2 protein-coding genes are annotated in these 1,518 nt (G+C 63.8%); both read right to left on the bottom strand.

The window, feature by feature from the left end:
* The coding region (locus tag ACREBX_RS09535; RefSeq protein WP_431561507.1) for a J domain-containing protein at positions 1 to 470 on the bottom strand (470 nt) is incomplete at its 3' end.
* 54 nt (positions 471 to 524) lie between these two features.
* Positions 525 to 1,310 carry a polyphosphate kinase 2 family protein gene (locus ACREBX_RS09530; RefSeq protein ID WP_431561506.1) on the bottom strand — a complete coding sequence of 262 codons (786 nt, stop codon included), beginning with the start codon at positions 1,308 to 1,310 and terminating at the stop codon, positions 525 to 527.
* Between the last annotated feature and the right edge of the window lie 208 nt (positions 1,311 to 1,518).

Below are 1,518 nucleotides of genomic sequence, written 5' to 3'. Positions count from 1 at the left end.
GCAAAGCGCTTTGCCGCTTCGGCATCGCCGGGCTTCACGTCGGGGTGGCATTCCTTGGCGAGATTGCGCCACGCCTTTTTCGTCGTCTCGAAATCGGCGTCGGGTTCGAGGTCGAGAATTTCGAGCGCGCGCATTTCGTCGGCGCTGCGGCTGCCGTCACCCGACCCGCCCCAGGCATAATGCTGTGCGCGCGCGTAGCTGTTCGCGCCGCGCGCCTCTTCGGCCGCGCGCGCTGCGGCATCCTCGGCGCTCAATCCTTCGAAATAGTCCCAGCCGCGATTATATTCGGCGGCGTGCGTTTCGCAGAAATACCAGCGCTCGGGGCTGTTCGGCGATTTGGGTGCGGGGCAGTTGCCGGGGTTGGTGCAGCCATGGCGGTCGCAGAGGCGCACCTTCTGCGCCTCGGTGCTCGAACCATAGGGGCGCCAGCGGGGGAATCCCCAGTCGTCGGTTCTCTTGGCGCGGCTCATCACCCCCATGTAGCGGCTGGGGCGCGCGATTGCTAGCCAAGGAGGCCGAAAATCCTAGTCTTTGGGCTTGTACCCGAACGCCTTGTTCGCAAGCTTGACGACCGCGGGGTCGAGATCGGGCGGGGTCATCGGCACGACGGCTTCGAGCGCCTCGGCTACATGGGTCAGTGCCGCGATGCGCGCGGCCTTCTTGTTGTTGCCGTCGATCACCTTCCATGGTGCCCAGCGCGTGTTCGTCTGCGCGAACATCTCTTCCATCGCGGCGAGATAGTCCTTGCGCTTCGACCGGTTGCGATAATCCTCGGGACCCGTCTTCCAACGTTTCCACGGATCGTCGAGGCGGTCGGCGAAGCGCTTGTCCTGCTCTTCCTGCGTCAAATGGACGAAGATCTTGACGAGGTTCGTCCGGCTACCCGTGAGCTGCGCCTCGAACTCGTTGATCTCGTCATAGCCCTTGCGCCATTCGGCCTCGCTCGCGAACCCCTCGACGCGCTCGACGAGGACGCGGCCGTACCAGCTGCGGTCGAAGATCGAGATTTCGCGATTGCCCGGCAGGCGTTTCCAGAAACGCCACAGAAAATGGCGCGCCTTTTCCTCGTCGTTCGGTGCGCTGATCGGCCAAACCTCGAAATAGCGCGGGTCGAGCAGCGCGGTCATCCGCTTGATGATGCCGCCCTTCCCCGCCGCATCCCAGCCTTCGAACATGATGATGCTGCGCTGGCCGTGCGTGATGTGCGCCGACTGGACGCGCTCCAGCCGCTCTTGCAACGCATCGAGCGCGTCGGAATAGTCGCCGTCATATTTGGCGCCGGCTTCGTGATCGGAAAGGGAAATGCTCATGGCGCCTCCCTAGCGCAACCTAAGCCGTCCTACCAAGAGCGATGCAGCGATGTCATTTTCTGGGACAGCCAGCGCGGGTCTTGTTACCGGGGGTCAGATTACTGGGGGTCAGAGCAGTTCCGCGAGCAGCGCGGCGACGCGCGAAGGATCCTCCATCGGGATGAAGTGGCTGTGCTCGGCCCATAGTTCGTCGCGCTCGGCGCCGAGC

It is taken from the genome of Sphingopyxis sp., assembly GCF_050725655.1.
GTDB lineage: Bacteria > Pseudomonadota > Alphaproteobacteria > Sphingomonadales > Sphingomonadaceae > Sphingopyxis.
Note: the sequence above shows the minus strand (reverse complement) of the source record. Positions and strands in the feature narration are given on the sequence as shown.